The 17591-nt window shown below is 67.9% G+C and carries 11 protein-coding genes; 8 read left to right on the top strand and 3 right to left on the bottom strand.

Features of this window, described 5'->3' with window-relative positions:
* Window positions 1-201 precede the first annotated feature (201 nt).
* The 7 genes from ING98_05160 to ING98_05130 all read left to right on the top strand — a co-directional run bounded on the left by ING98_05160 (window position 202) and on the right by ING98_05130 (window position 13302).
* Window positions 202-4929 (top strand): glutamate synthase subunit alpha, encoded by a 4728-nt coding sequence (locus ING98_05160; GenBank protein ID MCA3101242.1) that lies wholly within the window; start codon window positions 202-204, stop codon window positions 4927-4929.
* 38 nt (window positions 4930-4967) lie between these two features.
* Window positions 4968-6452 carry a glutamate synthase subunit beta gene (locus ING98_05155; protein MCA3101241.1) on the top strand — a complete coding sequence of 495 codons (1485 nt, stop codon included), beginning with the start codon at window positions 4968-4970 and terminating at the stop codon, window positions 6450-6452.
* Between the two features lie 78 nt (window positions 6453-6530).
* Window positions 6531-7601 carry a uroporphyrinogen decarboxylase gene (locus tag ING98_05150; GenBank protein MCA3101240.1) on the top strand — a complete coding sequence of 357 codons (1071 nt, stop codon included), beginning with the start codon at window positions 6531-6533 and terminating at the stop codon, window positions 7599-7601.
* A 223-nt stretch (window positions 7602-7824) separates the two neighbouring features.
* Window positions 7825-10095, top strand: coding sequence for a primosomal protein N' (locus ING98_05145; protein MCA3101239.1), 2271 nt, complete (start codon window positions 7825-7827; stop codon window positions 10093-10095).
* A 95-nt stretch (window positions 10096-10190) separates the two neighbouring features.
* Window positions 10191-11969 carry an arginine--tRNA ligase gene (locus ING98_05140; GenBank protein MCA3101238.1) on the top strand — a complete coding sequence of 593 codons (1779 nt, stop codon included), beginning with the start codon at window positions 10191-10193 and terminating at the stop codon, window positions 11967-11969.
* Window positions 11970-12051: 82 nt separating this feature from the next.
* Window positions 12052-12615, top strand: a complete 564-nt coding sequence (locus tag ING98_05135; protein ID MCA3101237.1) for an SPOR domain-containing protein — start codon at window positions 12052-12054, stop codon at window positions 12613-12615.
* Between the two features lie 42 nt (window positions 12616-12657).
* A complete protein-coding gene (locus tag ING98_05130) occupies window positions 12658-13302 on the top strand; it encodes a thiol:disulfide interchange protein DsbA/DsbL (GenBank protein MCA3101236.1) in 645 nt (214 codons plus the stop codon).
* 104 nt (window positions 13303-13406) lie between these two features.
* Here the strand turns inward: ING98_05130 and ING98_05125 are convergent, their stop codons facing one another.
* Both ING98_05125 and ING98_05120 read right to left on the bottom strand, forming a co-directional pair.
* A complete protein-coding gene (locus tag ING98_05125) occupies window positions 13407-14177 on the bottom strand; it encodes a ParA family protein (protein ID MCA3101235.1) in 771 nt (256 codons plus the stop codon).
* Between the two features lie 13 nt (window positions 14178-14190).
* A complete protein-coding gene (locus tag ING98_05120; protein MCA3101234.1) occupies window positions 14191-15036 on the bottom strand; it encodes an alpha/beta hydrolase in 846 nt (281 codons plus the stop codon).
* Between the two features lie 309 nt (window positions 15037-15345).
* On the opposite strand from ING98_05120, the gene ING98_05115 reads away from it, so the two are divergent.
* Window positions 15346-16320, top strand: a complete 975-nt coding sequence (locus ING98_05115) for a tripartite tricarboxylate transporter substrate binding protein (protein ID MCA3101233.1) — start codon at window positions 15346-15348, stop codon at window positions 16318-16320.
* 27 nt (window positions 16321-16347) lie between these two features.
* On the opposite strand, the gene ING98_05110 is transcribed toward ING98_05115, so the two are convergent.
* Window positions 16348-17547: an alpha/beta hydrolase gene (locus tag ING98_05110; protein MCA3101232.1), complete on the bottom strand. Its 1200-nt coding sequence runs from the start codon at window positions 17545-17547 to the stop codon at window positions 16348-16350.
* Between the last annotated feature and the right edge of the window lie 44 nt (window positions 17548-17591).

Here is a 17591-nt window from a genome sequence, read left to right as displayed (position 1 = left end):
CATTGCTGCAATGCGGCTCCGAGGTTACACTTGCGGGCTCGACCGGTCGAAGCTCGTACGCGCCCTGGTGGATGCGTCGAATGCCCCCGGTAGACCTTCCGAAAGCCGCGCCCGCCGCGGCTTTCGTCGCCTCTGGACGTACCTGCAGGGTGGCTGGTGCCGCACCCGGGGCTGCGTTCCCTTCCTGCACCGAGGTCGGCCATGAGTGATCACTCACAAATCCCGCAAGCACAGCGATCGGGCAGCTCCGACGACGCCCTGTTCCAAGGCCAGACGCAGCCGTTGTCCCGTCCGGGCCTCCCGGAAGCGCAGGGCCTGTACGATCCGGCGCGCGAGCACGATGCCTGCGGCGTCGGCTTCGTCGCGCACATCAAGGGAAAGAAGAGCCACTCGATCGTCGAGCAAGGCCTGCTGATCCTGAAGAACCTGACCCACCGCGGCGCGGTCGGAGCCGATCCGAAGGCGAGCGACGGCGCCGGCGTGCTGATTCAGATCCCGGATGCCTTCTTCCGCGAAGAGATGGCCAGGCAGGGTATCGAGCTGCCTGCACCCGGTGAGTACGGCGTCGGCTTCTGCTTCCTGCCGCGCGAACCGGCCAGCCGCTATGCCTGCGAGCGCGAGATCGAACGCGCGATCTGGGCCGAAGGCCAGGTGCTGCTGGGCTGGCGCGACGTGCCGGTCGACAGCTCCTTCCTGGGCGAGAGCGTGAAACCGATCGAGCCGATGATCCGCCAGGTGTTCATCGGCCGCGGCGCCGGCGTGACCGTCACCGATGCGCTCGAGCGCAAGCTGTACATCATCCGCAAGTCGTCCGGCCATGCGATCCAGGCACTGCAGCTCGCGCACGGCAAGGAGTTCTACGTGCCGTCGATGTCGGCGCGCACCATCGTCTACAAGGGCATGCTGCTGGCCGAAAGTCTGGCCGACTATTTCGTCGACCTGAAAGACCCGCGCGTCACCTCGGCGCTCGCCCTGGCGCACCAGCGGTTCTCCACCAACACCTTCCCGACCTGGGACCTCGCTCATCCGTTCCGGATGATCGCGCATAACGGCGAAATCAACACGCTGCGCGGCAACGTGAACTGGATCCGCGCACGCCAGGCGGCGATCAGCTCGCCGGTGCTCGGCGACGATCTCGAGAAGATCTGGCCGCTGATCTATGACGGACAGTCCGACTCGGCTTCGTTCGACAACGCGCTCGAACTGCTTGTGATGGGCGGCTATTCGCTCGCCCACGCGATGATGATGCTGATTCCCGAGGCCTGGGAAGGCCATACGCTGATGGACGCGGGTCGCCGGGCGTTCTACGAATATCACGCCGCAATGATGGAACCGTGGGACGGGCCGGCAGCGGTGGCGTTCACCGACGGCCGCCAGATCGGCGCAACGCTCGACCGCAACGGCCTGCGTCCGGCACGCTACATCGTCACCAGCGACGACCTGGTCGTGATGGCCTCCGAGACCGGCGTGCTGCCGATCCCGGAAGAGAAGATCGTCAAGAAGTGGCGCCTGCAGCCGGGCAAGATGTTCCTGATCGACACCGAGGCCGGCCGCATCATCGACGACGCCGAGCTCAAGTACACGCTGTCCTCGGCCAAGCCGTACCGCGAATGGATCGATCGCATCCGGATCAAGCTCGACGACCTCGAGGCCGGCGACAGCGCGCCCCAGGAACCCCGCGAGACGCTGCTCGACCGTCAGCAGGCCTTCGGCTACACCCAGGAAGACCTCAAGTTCCTGATGCAGCCGATGGCCGTGGTCGGCGAGGAAGCCGTCGGCTCGATGGGCAACGACTCCCCGCTGTCGGTGCTGTCGAACCGCCCGAAGCCGCTGTACCACTACTTCAAGCAGCTGTTCGCCCAGGTCACCAACCCACCGATCGACCCGATCCGCGAGCAGCTGGTGATGAGTCTGGTGTCGTTCATCGGCCCCAAGCCGAACCTGCTGGGTATCGACGAGACGAATCCGCCGATCCGGCTCGAAGTGAGCCAGCCGGTTCTCGACTTCGAACAGATGACCCTGATCCGCGGCATCGCGGCGGCGACCGAGAACAAGTTCCGTTCATATGAACTCGACATCTGCTACCCGATCGCCTGGGGCAAGGAAGCGATCGAGGCACGGCTCGCCAGCCTCGCGGCGGAAGCCGAGGATGCGGTCGTGTCGGGCTACAACATCCTGATCGTGTCGGATCGCAAGGTCGACCGCGACCAGGTCGCGATCCCGGCCCTGCTCGCCACCTCGGCGATCCACCAGCACCTGGTTGGCAAGGGCCTGCGTACCAGCGCGGGCCTGGTCGTCGAGACCGGCTCGGCACGCGAAACCCATCACTTCGCGCTGCTCGCCGGCTACGGCGCCGAGGCGGTGCACCCCTGGCTCGCGCTCGAAAGCGTGATGGCGATCGGCGCCGCCAGCGGCACCAGCGCGAAGGTCGCGGTCAAGAACTACGTGAAGGCGATCGGCAAGGGCCTGATGAAGGTCATGTCGAAGATGGGCATCTCGACCTACATGTCCTACACCGGCGCGCAGATCTTCGAGGCGGTCGGCCTTGCGCAGCCGCTGGTGCAGAAGTATTTCCGCGGCACCGCAAGCAATGTGTCGGGCATCGGCCTGTTCGAGGTGGCCGATGAAGCGATCCGCATGCACCGGGCGGCCTTCGGCAACGACCCGGTGCTCGCCAACGCCCTGGACGCCGGCGGCGAGTATGCCTTCCGCGTGCGCGGCGAAGAGCACATGTGGACGCCGGACGCGATCGCCAAGCTGCAGCATGCGGCACGGGCGTCGAGCTATTCGACGTTCAAGGAGTACGCGCAGATCATCAACGACCAGAGCCGGCGGCTGATGACGCTGCGCGGCCTGTTCGATTTCCGCTTCGACAGCCGCAAGCCGGTGCCGATCGAGGAAGTCGAGCCGGCGAAGGAAATCGTCAAGCGTTTCTCCACCGGTGCGATGTCGCTTGGCTCGATCTCGACCGAGGCACACGCCACGCTGGCGATCGCGATGAACCGCATCGGTGGCAAGTCGAACACCGGTGAGGGCGGCGAAGACCGCCGCCGCTACCAGGCAGTGAACGAAGGCGACACGCTGGCCAGCCGGCTGGGCGCCGACCGGGTCGCGATCGACCTGCCACTGCAGGCCGGCGACAGCCTGCGCTCGAAGATCAAGCAGGTCGCGTCCGGCCGCTTCGGCGTCACCGCCGAATACCTTTCATCGGCCGACCAGATCCAGATCAAGATGGCGCAGGGCGCGAAGCCCGGCGAAGGTGGCCAGCTGCCCGGGCACAAGGTGTCCGAGTACATCGCAGAGTTGCGCTTCTCGGTGCCCGGCGTCGGGTTGATCTCGCCGCCGCCGCACCACGACATCTATTCGATCGAAGACCTCGCGCAACTGATCCACGACCTGAAGAATGCCAACCCGCGCGCCTCGATCAGCGTCAAGCTGGTCTCCGAGCTGGGCGTGGGCACCGTTGCCGCCGGCGTGGCGAAGGCGAAGGCCGACCATGTGACCATCGCCGGCCATGACGGCGGCACCGGCGCGAGCCCGTGGTCGTCGATCAAGCACGCCGGCACGCCCTGGGAGCTGGGACTGGCCGAGACGCAGCAGACCCTCGTGCTGAACGACCTGCGCGGCCGCATCGCCGTGCAGGTCGACGGCCAGATGAAGACCGGCCGCGACGTGGTCATCGGCGCGATGCTCGGCGCCGACGAGTTCGGCTTCGCCACTGCACCGCTGGTGGCCGAAGGCTGCATCATGATGCGCAAGTGCCACCTGAACACCTGCCCGGTCGGCGTCGCCACCCAGGATCCGGAGCTGCGCAAGAAGTTCCAGGGCAAGCCGGAACACGTGATCAACTTCTTCTTCTACATCGCGGAGGAAATCCGCGAGCTGATGGCGCAGCTCGGCGTGCGCCATTTCAGCGAGCTGATCGGCCGCGCCGACCTGCTCGACATGAAGAAGGGCATCGAGCACTGGAAGGCCAAGGGCCTCGACTTTTCGCGCATCTTCCACCAACCGGCCGTCGCCGAATCGATCGCGCGCTGCCAGCGCGAAACACAGGACCACGGCATCGACGGTGCACTCGACCATCGCCTGATCGAACTGGCACTGCCTGCACTCGAGCGGCGCGAGAAGGTCACGATCGAGATGCCGATCCGCAACGGTAACCGTACCGCGGGTACGATGCTGTCGGGCGAGGTCGCGCGCCGCTACGGCCATGAAGGGCTGGACGACGATACGATCCACATCCGCTTCGCAGGGTCGGCCGGCCAGAGCCTGGGCGCATTCCTGGCCCGTGGCGTCACGATCAACCTGATCGGCGAAGGCAACGACTACGTCGGCAAGGGCCTGTCGGGCGGGCGCATCATCGTGCAGCCATCGTCGAAATTCACAGGCGAGCCGCACGAGAACATCATCGTCGGCAATACGGTGCTCTACGGGGCGATCGCTGGCGAGGGCTACTTCCGGGGCGTGGCTGGCGAGCGCTTCGCGGTGCGCAACTCGGGGGCCGACGCGGTGGTCGAAGGCGTCGGCGACCATGGCTGCGAGTACATGACCGGCGGTACGGTACTGGTGCTCGGCAAGACGGGCCGCAACTTCGGCGCCGGCATGAGCGGCGGGCTCGCCTACGTGCTCGACGAGGACGGTCAGTTCGCGGAACGCTGCAACCTGTCGATGGTCGCACTGGAGCCGCTGCTGCCGGAGTCGGAACAGGAAGCGAAACTCGCGCGTGGCCTCTGGCACCGCGGGCAGTCCGACGAGGCGATCGTCCTGGGAATGCTGGCCCGCCATGCGCAGCTCTCGGGCAGCGCACGCGCGAAGGCGATCCTCGCCGACTGGGCGAGCTGGCGTGTACGTTTCGTGAAGGTATTCCCGGGCGAGTATCGGCGAGCCCTGGGCGAGATGGCCGCCAGCGGCAGCCGGATGGCTGCTTAGTACAACCACCCTGCACCACCTGAACAGCAAGGACGGCAATGGGCAAGATCACCGGGTTCATGGAGTTCCAGCGGGTCGACGAGACGTACGAGGCCCCGCAGTCGCGCGTGAAGCACTATCGCGAGTTCGTGCTGCGGCTGACCGACGACGCAGCCAAGACACAGGGCGCGCGCTGCATGGATTGCGGCACGCCGTTCTGCATGAACGGCTGCCCGGTCAACAACATCATCCCCGACTGGAACGACCTGGTGTTCAACCAGGACTGGAAGCAGGCGCTCGACACGTTGCACTCGACGAACAACTTTCCCGAGTTCACGGGCCGGATCTGTCCAGCGCCGTGCGAGGCCGCCTGCACGCTGAACATCAACAATGACCCGGTCGGCATCAAGTCGATCGAGCACGCGATCATCGACAAAGGCTGGGAGAACGGCTGGGTCGTGCCGCTGCCGCCGACGCACCGCACGGGCCGCAAGGTCGCGGTCGTCGGATCCGGCCCGGCGGGGCTCGCCTGCGCGCAGCAGCTCGCGCGCGCCGGCCATTCCGTCACCGTATTCGAGAAGAGCGACCGCATCGGCGGGCTGCTGCGCTACGGCATTCCCGACTTCAAGATGGAGAAGTCGCACATCGACCGTCGCGTCGAGCAGATGGCGGCCGAAGGCGTCGAGTTCCGCACTGGCGTGCTGGTAGGCAAGGTCGAGGCGGCCGGCGTGAGCGCATCGTCGACACAGACGGTCTCGCCGGAACAGCTGACATCGGAATTCGATGCGGTCGTGCTGGCCGGGGGAGCGGAAGTGCCACGCGACCTGCCGGTACCAGGCCGCAACCTGCGCGGAATCCACTATGCGATGGAGTTCCTGCCTCAGCAGAACAAGGTGGTCGCGGGCGACCAGGTCGCCGGGCAGCTGATGGCGACCGGCAAGCACGTGGTGGTGATCGGGGGAGGCGATACCGGGTCCGACTGCGTCGGTACCTCGAACCGCCATGGCGCCAGCGCAGTCACCCAGTTCGAACTGCTGCCGCAGCCGCCCGAGGAGGAGGACAAGCCGCTGGTGTGGCCGTACTGGCCGATCCGGCTGCGCACCTCGTCCTCGCACGAAGAAGGTTGCGAGCGCGACTGGGCCGTGACCACCAAGTCGTTCAAGGACGACGGGCACGGCAACGTCGCGGCGCTGATCGGCGCCCGGGTCGAGTGGGCGAAGGACGAGGCCACCGGCCAGATGAAGATGCGCGAGGTGCCTGGCTCCGAGTTCGAAGTGAAGGCCGACCTGGTACTGTTCGCCATGGGCTTCACCGGCCCGGTAGCGAGCGTGCTCGATACCTTCGGGGTCGCGCGCGATGCCCGCGGCAACGCAAAGGCAACCACCGAGGGCGCAGCCAGCTACACGACCAGTTCGCCGAAGGTGTTCGCGGCAGGCGACATGCGGCGCGGGCAGTCACTGGTCGTATGGGCGATCCGGGAGGGGCGGCAGTGCGCCCGCGCCGTCGACGAGTTCCTGATGGGCAGCTCCGAACTGCCGCGCTGACGGCACATCCGGCACTCCCCCTATACTCGGGTTTGCCCGGGCCGGGCTCCACCGGCCCAGACACGACAGGAACCCTACATGTCCCCACTTCGTAACGACAGGCTGCTGCGCGCGCTGATGCGCCAGCCGGTCGACCAGACGCCGGTCTGGGTGATGCGGCAAGCTGGCCGCTACCTGCCCGAGTACAACCAGACGCGCGCCCGCGCCGGCAGCTTCGTGGCGCTCATGAAGTCGCCCTCGATGGCCGCCGAAGTGACGCTGCAGCCGCTGGACCGGTTCGACCTCGATGCGGCGATTGTCTTTTCCGACATCCTGACCGTCCCCGACGCGATGGGTCTCGGCCTGTACTTCGCCGAGGGCGAAGGGCCGCGTTTCGAGCGCCCGCTGCGCGACGCAAAGTCGATCGAATCGCTGCGTCTGCCCGATCCGGACACCGACCTGCGCTACGTGATGGACGCGATCTCGGAATGTCGCCGTGGCATCGACGGCAAGGTGCCTCTGATCGGCTTCTCCGGCAGCCCGTTCACGCTGGCCTGCTACATGATCGAAGGCGGCGGCAGCGACGATTTCGCACGGGTCAAGCAGTTGATGTACACCGATCCGAAGCTGATGCACCAGCTGCTCGACACCAATGCACGTGCGATCAGCATCTACCTGGACGCGCAGATCGCGGCCGGCGCGCAGGCTGTCATGCTGTTCGACACCTGGGGAGGCACGCTGTCGGCCGAACGCTATCGTGAGTTTTCGCTGCGCTACCTGCAGCAGATCGTCGGCTCGATCCGGCGCGAGGCCGAGGGCCGCCAGGTCCCGGTGATCGTGTTCACGAAGGGCGGTGCCGTCTGGCTGGAATCGATCGCGGCTATTGGTGCCGATGCGGTCGGCGTCGACTGGACGATCGACATCGGCGAAGCCCGCCGCCGCGTCGGCGGCACGGTGGCGATCCAGGGCAATCTCGACCCGCTGGTGATGCTGACCAACCGCGAGACGATCGAGGACGAGGTCGAGAAGATCCTCGCCAGCTACGGCAACGGGTCGGGCCATGTATTCAACCTCGGGCACGGCATCACGCGGTTCACGCCACCCGAGAATGTCGGCTTCCTGGTCGATGCAGTGCACCAGCGCAGCCGTCGTTTCCACGCGGCCGGTTGATCGGACAGGCCTGCGGATTCGTGCTGGACAGAATCTGCAGGATATGGCTTATGCACAGATCGCCGCAAACCTGTTCACCGGCCCAATTCTCGACAGCCTGTGAAAAGGCTTCTGCAAGCATCTGATTACAAACGGTTCTGCTGCTCGTTGGCGATCGGACTGCCGGATTCCGGGGGCGGAAGACCCTTGACAGACGGCTTTGGCGAAAATTATCGACAAAGTTATCCACAGCCCCAGCTCTGTCCGTCAGCCTCCGCCTGACCCCGGTCAGCGCTACGTTCGCGTCGCGCTGGACGTGCCCCTCGACCGGCTGTTCGACTACCGCAACGTGGACGCATCTCCGCACGATATCGGTCGGCGGGTGCAGGTGCCGTTCGGGCGCACCCGGGCCATCGGGATCATCACCGGGTTCACGGAGGCATCCGACGTGCCGGACGCGCAGGTAAAGCCGATCGGCCCCGTGGACCGGACGCTGCCGCCGATCCCGGCGGACGTGATCGACACCGTGCGCTTCGCCAGCATCTACTACCAGCACCCCTTCGGTGCCGCGCTGTTCTCCGCCCTCCCGCCAGCCGTCCCTGCGACCGCCCTGGCGCGCAAGTCCCGACCGCAGGCGTGGACACTGACCGAGCAGGGGCGCGCGCGGCAGGCTGCCCCGCCGGGCCGTCCGGCACCGAAGCAGCAGGCCCTGCTCGACCGGCTCGCTGCGGCACCTGTCGTGGCAGAGGCATCGCTGCATCCTGCGGATGGCCGCGACCCGGCCCTCGCGGGACTGCTGCGCCGATTCGCCGAAGCCGGATGGATAGAGCCGGCCGGCGATCCCGCGCGACGCGCGCCGGACGCGAACGCGGACGCCGCGGCGGCGGCGCAGCCGGAGCCGGGATTCTCGCTGAGCTCCGGGCAGGCGGCCGCCATCGCCGCGCTGCACGACAGCCTCGGCACATTCGGCGTGCATCTGCTGTTCGGCGTCACCGGCAGCGGCAAGACGACGGTCTACGCGCGCACGATGGAGAAGGTCCTGGCCCGAGGACAGCAGGTGCTGCTGCTCGTGCCCGAGATCAACCTGACCCCGCAGCTCGGCGCCGCACTGGCTGGCGACCTCCACGGTGCCCGCATCGCGGTACTGCACAGCGGCTTGCCCGCAGCCGAGCGTGCGCGGCGCTGGCTGGCGGCGGCCAATGGCAGCGCCGACGTGGTGGTCGGCACCCGACTGGCAGCGTTCGCGCCCATGCCCCGGCTCGGGCTGGTGGTCGTCGATGAAGAACACGACGCCTCGTTCAAGCAGGAGGAAGGCCTGCGCTACCACGCACGCGACGTGCTGGTCTGGCGCGCCCGCTCGCGCGGCATCCCGGTGGTGCTGGGCAGCGCCACCCCGGTGCTCGAGACGCTGCACAACGCGCAGTCAGGGCGCTACCGGCTGTTGCGGCTGGACGAGCGGCCGACCGGTCCGATGCCGTCGATCGAAATCATCGACCTGCGCCGCTACCCGAAGATGGCCGCGCACAAGCCCGAGCCATCCGAGCCACTGCTGAAGGCGCTGGCCGCGCAGATCGACCGCGGCGAACAGGGGCTGGTGCTGATCAACCGGCGCGGCTACTCGCCGGTGCTCAGATGCAACGGATGCGGCTGGGCGGCCGGCTGCGACCGCTGCAGTGCCCGTCTGGTGCTGCACCAGCGGCAGCGTACGCTGCGTTGCCATCATTGCGGGCAGTCGCAGCGGCCACCGCAGTTCTGCCCCACCTGCGGCAATCCCGACCTGACCGCGCTCGGCCTCGGTACCGAGCGCCTCGAGGAAACGCTCGCCCGCCTGCTGCCCGGCGCCCGGCTGATGCGTGTCGATCGCGATACGGTACGCAGTGCTGCGGCCTGGGAGGCGGCGCGCGAACGCATCCAGCGCCGCGAAGTGGACCTGCTGGTCGGCACCCAGATGCTGGCCAAGGGACACGATTTCCCGCGGCTCACACTGGTCGGAGTGATCGACAGCGACCAGGCGCTCTACAGCAGCGACTTCCGTGCCCCGGAGCGGCTGTTCGCGCTGCTTACCCAGGTGGCTGGCCGCGCTGGCCGCGCCGAGCTTCCGGGACGGGTACTGATCGAGACGTCGATCCCGCAGCATCCGCTGTTCGAGGCCCTGGCCCGCCACGACTACGCGCGATTCGCCAGCCAGTTGCTGGACGAACGACGGCTGATGCGGCTGCCGCCGTTCTCGTCGCAGGCGATCCTGCGCGCCGACGCGGTCGCCCTCGCCGATGCGATCGAGTTCCTGACTGCAGCGGCGTCGCTGGCTGCCGGCCTCGACCCGGCGGTCACCGTGTACGACCCGGTGCCGGCACTACTGGTGCGCAGGGCCGGGCGGGAGCGGGCGCAGCTGCTGGTGCAATCGACTCAGCGTGGCCGCTTCCAGCGCTTCCTCGCGGCCTGGCGGCAGGCGCTCTCGGCGCAGCGCGCGTCGAAGGTGCACTGGATCCTCGACGTCGATCCGCTCGAGCTGTGACGGGCGCGCTGCGCACTGCGAAACAGGCCCCTGAACGATCGCCGCGCAAAGTAAACTACCGGCCCTGATGCCGAATGACATTGGCGATACGAAAGATGGCCCCGTCCGACCTTAAATCCACCTGCATCGCACTGCTGGAGCAGGCGCTCGCCGCCGTCGCCCCCGGCAGCGGCGTCGCGGTGCAGCTCGAGCGGCCGAAGCAGCGCAGCCATGGCGACTACGCCTGCAACCTGGCGATGCAGCTGGCGAAGCCGCTCGGTCGCCCGCCACGCGAGATCGCGGCGCAGCTGATCGCAGCTCTTCCGGCATCCGGCGCCCTCGAGAAGGCCGAGATCGCCGGCCCGGGGTTCATCAACCTCACCGTGTCGCGCGCGGCACGACGGGCTGTCGTCCACGTGGTGCGCGGCGAGGGCGCGGCCTACGGCCGGCGCTCGCCCTCGCAGCGGCAGCGGGTACAGGTCGAGTTCGTATCGGCAAACCCCACCGGGCCGCTGCATGTCGGCCACGGCCGCGGCGCCGCCTATGGCGCGAGCCTGGCCAACGTGCTCGAAGCCGCAGGCTGCGACGTGAGCCGCGAGTACTACGTGAACGACGCAGGCCGGCAGATGGACATCCTCGCGCTGTCCACCTGGCTGCGTTATCTCGACCACGCCGGCCAGTCCATCGAGTTTCCGCCCAACGGTTACCAGGGCGACTACGTGCGCGAGATGGCGCGGTCGCTGGCCGCCGCGCATGGCGACACCTTCGTCCGTCCGGCTGCCACGGTCGTCGAGGGCACGCCCGGCCTGCCGCAGGCCGGCGACGATGACCCGGCCTCGAAGGCGCGGCGCGAGACCCATCTCGATGCGCTGATCGACGCAGCGAAGCGGCTGCTCGGCGACGGCTATGCCGTGCTGCACCGGCACGCACTCGAAACCCAGCTCGGCGACTGCCGTGACGATCTCGACGGCTTCGGCGTCACCTTCGACCGCTGGTATTCGGAGCGATCTCTGTTCGATGGCGGCGCAGTCGCACGCGCGGTCGAACGTCTGCAGGCAGCCGGGCATCTGTATCGCGAGAACGGCGCCCTGTGGTTCCGCTCGACTGCCTTTGGCGACGAGAAGGATCGGGTGGTCCAGCGCGACAACGGTGCGTTCACCTATTTCGCCTCCGACATCGCCTACCACCTCGACAAGTTCGAGCGCGGCTTCGACCGCGTGATCGACGTGTGGGGCGCCGACCACCACGGCTACATCCCGCGCGTGATGGGCGCGCTGCGCGCGAGCGGCGCCGATGCAGACCGGCTGACCGTCGCGCTTGTGCAGTTCGCGGTGCTCTACCGCAACGGCGAGAAGGTCTCGATGTCGACCCGCTCCGGCCAGTTCGTCACGCTGCGCGAACTGCGCGGCGAGGTCGGCAACGATGCGGCGCGCTTCTTCTACGTGCTGCGCAAGAGCGACCAGCACCTCGACTTCGACCTCGACCTCGCCAAGTCGCGCTCGAACGAGAATCCCGTCTATTACATCCAGTATGCCCATGCGCGCATCTGCAGCGTGTTCGAGGCGTGGACGGGCGAGGCGGAACAGGCCGGCCTGCATGCGCTCGACGGCGTGGACCTCTCGCCGATCGAGCACCCGCACGAACTGGCGCTGATCGACCGGCTCTCCGCGTGGCCCGAAGTGCTCGAAGGCGCGGCCGGCGAACTCGCGGTGCACGGCATCGCGTTCTACCTGAAAGACCTCGCGGGCGACTTCCACAGCTACTACAACGCCGAGAAGGTCCTGGTCGACGACGCGTCGCTGCGACTGGCCCGGCTGGCGCTGCTCGACGCGGTGCGTACCGTGCTCGCCGCCGCCCTGGCACTGCTCGGCGTCTCCGCGCCGGCGCGCATGTAGCCCTTCACATGTCCACCCTGCCTGAACTGCCACGATGAGCCGCGACTACAAGAAAACCGAGCCCAGGGGCCGGAGCGGAACCATGATCCTGGGCGTGTTCATCGGCCTCGTGCTCGGGCTTGTGGCGGCGCTGGCGATCGCCTTTTACCTGAACCGCGCAGCCAATCCGTTCGCTGCCCGCGACAAGCCGGCGGCGACGGTGCAGGCACCAGACAAGGCTGCCCCGGTGGAGCCAGGCAAGGCCGCCGTCCCCGGGGCGGTCGCCGCGCCGGAGTCGGGCAAGGCCGCCGCAGACGCCAAGCCGCGCTTCGATTTCTACACGATCCTCCCCGGCGTCGAGCAGCCGGCGACCGACCAGGACCTGCGCAACCGTGGCGCCGATGCGAAGGCGTCCACGCAGGAGCGCTTCTTCCTTCAGGCCGGCGCCTTCCAGAACGCGCAGGATGCGGACAACCTGAAGGCACGGCTCGCGCTGATGGGGCTCGAGGCAGCCATCCAGACAGCCAATCTCGGCGACAAGGGCATCTGGCATCGTGTCCGCCTCGGGCCGTATGATGATGCCGACGCGCTCGCCCGCGTCCGCGGCCAGCTCGCCGCCAACGGCATCGAGGCCGCGTCCATCAAGGTTCGCGAGCAGAAACCGTAACGGCGTTGTCTGCCCCAGGCGTGTTCCACCGGAGATTCGATCATGTTCAAACCCCTGATCCATGCAGTCCTGCTGGCTGCCTTCGTCAGCCTCGGTGCTCCCGCGGTTGCCCAGCCACTGGTCGCGGGCAAGGACTACCGTGTGCTGCAGCCGACGCAGCCGGTCGATAACCCGAAGCGGATCGAGGTCATCGAGTTCTTCTGGTACGGATGCCCGCACTGCTTCGACCTGCAGCCGGCGATGAAGGCCTGGCTCAAGAAGAAGTCGCCGGACATCGAAGTCCGCCGCGTGCCCGCCGTGTTCCGCGAGAGCTGGATCCCGCATACGCGGCTGTTCTACACGCTCGAGGCGATGGGTCAACTCGACCGCCTGCACGACGACGTATTCACGGCGATCCATGAACAGAAAGTCGACCTCGGCGACCTCGCGAAGATGCAGGCGTGGGTCGGCAAGCGTGGCGTGGACCCGAAACAGTTCGCCGAGGTCTACGGTTCGTTCGGCGTCGACAGCCGCGTGCAGCGCGCGATCCAGATGAGCAAGGCCTACCAGCTTTCGGGAACGCCTTCGCTGGTGGTCAACGGGCGCTACCTCACTTCCCCCTCGATGACCCAGGGCCACGAGCGCACGTTCCAGGTAATCGAGCAGATCGCAGCACAGATCCGCAGCGGCGCCCTGCCGGCGAAGTGATTCCGAGGCGGTGATGCATGGCGGCGCCGGGCGTTCGTTCGCCACCGCGCTGCGCCCACCTTCCTGCAGGCCGCGGCTCAGCACACTGCGCGTCGGCCAGCGGCTCAGCCGAAGAAGCCTGCCGCGAGCAGTTCCTCGGTCAGTGCCCGATAGTCGCGCGCGCCCGGGCTGGACGGCGAGTGGCTGAACACGTCCTTGCCGTGCATCGGGCTCTCGGCGATCGCGACGTTCTCGGCGATACGCGTGTTGCAGAGACTGGCGCCGTAACGCCGCGCGAGCTCTTCCCGGACCCCGGCGGCCAGTTTGCGCCTTGCGTCGTAGCGGGTGATCACGACCCGGCGCAGGAACTTGCGGTTGAGCCGCTGCTCGAGTACGTTCAGCGCGGCGTCGAGCCGGTGCACGCCCTGCAGCGAAAGGTAATCGGCCGACACCGGGATCAGTACACTGTCGGCTGCGATCAGCGCATTGAGCGTGAGCACGCCCAGCATCGGGCAGCAATCGATGAACACCGGGCCGCGGTGCTGCGTCTCTTCGATCATCGCCGCAATGCCCTGGCGCAGCTTGCCCGAGATGCCCGCGTCGGAGGCATGCAGCGCATCCACCTTCGAAAGGTCGGGCGCTCCCGGCAGCAGCCGCACACCCTGGGCTGTCTCGCGCAGCATGCCGGCCAGCGGCTTGTTCTCCGCGAAGAAGGAATGGCAGCTGTCCCCCTTCGCAAATGCGCGCTGGCCGAACGCAAGCGTCAGGTGGGCCTGCGGATCGAGGTCGATCGCCACCGTCGCAAGGCCCCGCTGCGCCACCGACGTCGATACGTTGAGCGTCGTCGTGGTCTTGCCGACGCCACCCTTCTGGTTGAAGACCGCGATGACGCTCAAGGGATGGACCGCATCAGGCTCGGGCGCGCTGCAGCGTCGACGCGAGGAACACCTCGATGGCCTGCTCGACCGTCGCCGGACCGTCCGCGCAAGGTGCCAGGGCAGTCGATGCAGGGTAGAAATGGCCGACACCCGGTATACGGTGCGCGGTGACCGGCAGCCCGACCGCACCTGCATGCTCGACCAGTGCCGGCGCCTGCTCGCGTACATAATCGAGGTCGTTCTCGCCCCACAGCGCAAGCACCGGCGGCTCGCCCGGCAGGCCTCTGACATGGCGCTCGAGTTCGTCGAGGCCCAGGTAACCGGACAGGCAGACCACCGCGGCGGCTTCGGCCTGGCGCGCGAAGACCGCGTGCAGCGCCGAGCGGCCGCCAGCGGAGAAACCGCCGACCGCGATACGCGACGGATCCAGCGCCAGACGCACGGCATTGGCCCGGACCCAACCGATCGCGGCGGTGAAGTCGACTGCAGCCGCCTCGACGCCGTTGGCGACCATTTCGCTCGTCGCCGGGGGCAGGTTCATCTGCCGGCGCACCACGTCGAGCCGCGAACGCGGCACGCTGTCGGGGTTCACCAGTACCGGGATCGTGCCCGGATCGGGATCTTCCGGGATCAGCCGGTAATCGATCGAGAAACAGACATAGCCGCGCTCGGCGAACCGGCGGCAGTATTCGGCGATCGGGGTGTTCTTCGGGCCGTCCTCCTGCACCGTGTCGTCTTCCTTCGAACCCCGATGGAAGGCACCACCGAAGGCGAGGATCAATGCCGGCCGACCGCCCGATGCCCGCAGCGTGACCGGCGGATGGTAGATGTCGAGCCGCAGGGGCCGCTGGCGCGGATCGTCACTGGTGAAGCCCACGCCCCCGCGCGAGTACTCCACGTCGCGTGTGACCTCGCAGCCTGCCCCGTTTTCCCTGCTCGACTGCCCGTCCATCCGCCCCCCGGAAACGAAAATCGGTCGACCCTTCACCTGCGTGCGCAGCGGGCTCGGATCATCTGCAATGCGATGGTATCGCCACACTCCGATTCTCCAAGCCGCGTCGGTCGATCGTCAATCCTTTCCCGCTTCCAGTGCCGTCGACGCGAACGGACATCGGCCGCGCCGGCCGGGTTAGCATGCGATCGCGAACGGACTCATCCGCAGGCCCGCGTCGAAGGAGGCAGCGCCATGAACAGACTGAACCCCATCCTGCACGGCCTGCTGCTGGTGGTCGCCCTCGCTGGCGGCCCGGCGCTGGCCCAGCCGTTTCCGTCGAAGCCGATCCGGTTGATCGTCGGCTATCCGCCGGGCGGCGGCATCGACTTCACCGCGCGCGTGATACAGACGCCGCTGCAGGACGCGCTGAAGCAGTCGCTGGTGATCGACTACCGGCCGGGCGCGGGTGGCACGATCGCCGCCGCCGATCTGACCCGTGCCAATGCCGATGGCTACACGCTGCTGGTCGCCAACACCGGTCCGTTCGCGATCGCGCCCTACCTGCAGGCGAAGATGCCATACGACCCGGTGAAGCAGTTCACCTGGATCGGGCAGATCAGCCAGGGCAGCTACATCGCGGCCACGCGCGCCGACCATCCGGCGAAGGACCTGCGCGAGTTCATCGCCTGGGCAAAGGCCAACGCCGGCAAGGCCAACTTCGCCTCCGGCGGTGCCGGTACCTCGACCCACCTGAACGGCGAACTGATGAATGCCGCGACCGGCCTGGCACTGACCCATGTGCCCTACAAGGGAAGTGCACCGGCGATCGCCGAACTGTTGGGTGGCCAGACCCAGATCATGATCGACGCCGGCAGCGCGCTGCTGCCGATGATCCGCGCCGGCAAGCTGCGCGCGCTCGCGGTGACCGGTCCGAAGCGGGATCCGCAGCTCCCGGACGCGCCGTCGGTGCGCGAGCTCGGGCTGGGCGCGATGGAATCGGTGGGCTTCCAGGGGCTGGTCGGGCCGGCCGGCATTCCGAAGGACGTGGTGGCACTGCTGTCCGCCGCACTGATCCGCGCGATCGACCAGCCCGAGGTGCGCGGCAAGTTCGCCGGGGTCGGTGCCGAGGTCAGCCCGCTGGGCGCCGAGGCGTTCGGTGCATTCGTGCGCGCCGAGAACGAGAAGTGGGCGAAGCTGATCCGCGCGCGCAGGCTGCAGCTCGACTGACGCTGCAGCCTGCGCGGGGGCCCGGGCTCAGCCCGCGAGCTGCTGGCGCAGCCAGCGCCAGGCCGCCGGCCCCCATTCGCGCTCGTTGCGCGCCGCGATGTGGCCGTCGTTCGCATAGATGCGGGCCACGCGTCCGGTCGCCGGGCCACTCTCCAGGAGCAGGTAGATGTTGCCGATCGGGGTGAGATGGTCGACCTTGCCGTTGACCAGGTACATCGGCATGGTCAGTCGGTCGAGCAGGCCCTGGTCCTTCAGCGACCAGCGCAGGAACTCCTCGCGCTGCGCGGCCTCGGTCATCGGCTTCACCGGCGGCCGCGTGCCGCGCGGCCCGAACCAGTTGGTACGCGCACGCTCTTCCGCAGCGCGCCGCGCCTCGGCCCGTTCCTCGTCGGTGCCCCAGTAGCCGGCACCGCCCGGCGCGCAGGAGATCAGTGCCTTGATGCGTGCGTCGTGCGCGGCGAGGCGGATCACCCACAGACCGCCGCGGCTCACACCGAATGCACCCAGCCGCTCGCCGTCGATCTCGGGCCGCGACTGCAGCAGATCGAGTGCCGCCTGCCAGGCCACGACCGACTCGGGCGCATGCGGGAAGCTGGTCTGCCCCGTTCCGGGCGCATCGACCACCAGCGACGCGATGCCCTCGGCCATCGCACCGTCGGCGTACTTCTCGCGGTCTTCCTTGTACATGTCGCCGCCGCACATGACGAGTACCGCCGGCACCTTGTTCGTGGCCGAGGCATGCTTCGGGATGCGCAGGTGGCCGGTGGCATGCATGCCGTCGCGCGACACGCGCACCACCTCGGGCGGATGCTCGCCGAGCGCGGCCGCACGTTCGAAGCAGCGCAGGTAGTCCTCGTATGACTTCGTCTTGATCGCGCTCATCGTCGGCGGACAGATCGTCGAACCGGACCAGTACGGCGACGGGAAGCGCGCGATGCTGTGGTAGGTCTTGGCATGCAGGAAACCGCTGCGCGCGCCCGCACGGTCACCGCGCGCCAGTGCCGCTTCCGCTTCCGCTTCGTAGCGCGCGGCCACCGCGCTCCAGGTCGGCACCCAGTCCTCGTCCTCGGTGCTCTTCAGCACCTTCACGGTCTCCAGCATCGGCCCGATATCGTCCACCAGGTTGAACCAGCGGCGATAGAACCCCCCGGTAGCCACCACGAACGGGTCCTCGTCCCCGCGCACCGGCAGCGCGGCCATCTGGGCAGCCTTGTCCACAGCACTCATGTTCGTTCCTCCTTGTTTTCAACGACGGTGGGTTGCGACCGTGA

The sequence above is a fragment of the Rhodocyclaceae bacterium genome (assembly GCA_020248265.1).
Lineage (GTDB): Bacteria > Pseudomonadota > Gammaproteobacteria > Burkholderiales > CAIKXV01 > CAIKXV01.
This window is presented reverse-complemented; position numbering and strand designations above follow the sequence as displayed.